General features: G+C 68.7%; 1 protein-coding gene. It reads right to left on the bottom strand.

Annotated features, from left to right (window positions below):
* Positions 1–799 (bottom strand): alpha/beta fold hydrolase (locus tag HW837_RS47995; RefSeq protein ID WP_196790492.1); only part of this gene is annotated, 799 nt, incomplete at both ends.

Below are 799 nucleotides of genomic sequence, written 5' to 3'. Positions count from 1 at the left end.
TGCAGGAAGTGACCGACGCCGGGGACGATCTCCATCGCGTGCGGGGCGGCGAACCGATGTCGGTCGTCGACCTTCGGGGGGAGGAAGCAGCCGTCGTCGGCACCGTAAAGCTGCAGCAGGGGCACCTCGATCGGCTGAGACAGGCGGCGCGTCGCCCCGATCATGCCGGGTCGCATCATCTCCCGGTAGTACTTCAGAGGCGCGGGCATGCTCGCCCGCAGGTGCTCGTGCAGCTCCGCCTGCAGCGCTGGATCGAGCGAGAAGCCGGGCGACCACTGACGCCACAGGCGGTCGATGAAGGCGAGATCGCGGGCGCTGGCCATCCAGCCGCTTCCCGGCAGTTGAAAGAGCCCCATGTACCAGATCCGGCGTAGCTGAGCGAGGCGCGGCCGGCTCAGGAACGTGATGGGGTGGGGGACTGCGAGCGTGACCGCGCGTTCGATCCGCTCCGGTGCGGTGACGACCGTATCGTAGGTGATCAGGGCGCCCCAGTCGTGGCCGACCAACTCCACCGCTCGCCCCGGAGACCAGCGGTCGATCAGCGCGAGCACGTCGCCGGTGAGGGAAGCGAAGTCGAACGGCCCCGCGGTCGGGGACGGCGCGTAACCGCGAAGCCAGGGTGCGACGACGCGACGTCCGTGGCGGGCCAGCTCGGCGAGGAAGGGCTTCGCGGTCAGCGGATGGTCCGGGAAGCCGTGCAGGACCACCGTCGGCTGACCATCGGGATCACCACCCTGCAGCGCGTGAAAGGTGCCGTGTGGCAGGTCGAAGGTGACGTGTTCAAATTCCATGGGTGTCA

This window comes from Streptomyces caniscabiei (genome assembly GCF_014930365.1).
In the GTDB taxonomy this organism is placed as follows: domain Bacteria; phylum Actinomycetota; class Actinomycetes; order Streptomycetales; family Streptomycetaceae; genus Streptomyces; species Streptomyces caniscabiei.
The sequence above is the reverse complement of the archived record's forward strand: the minus strand, read 5'-3'. Positions and strand labels throughout refer to the sequence as shown.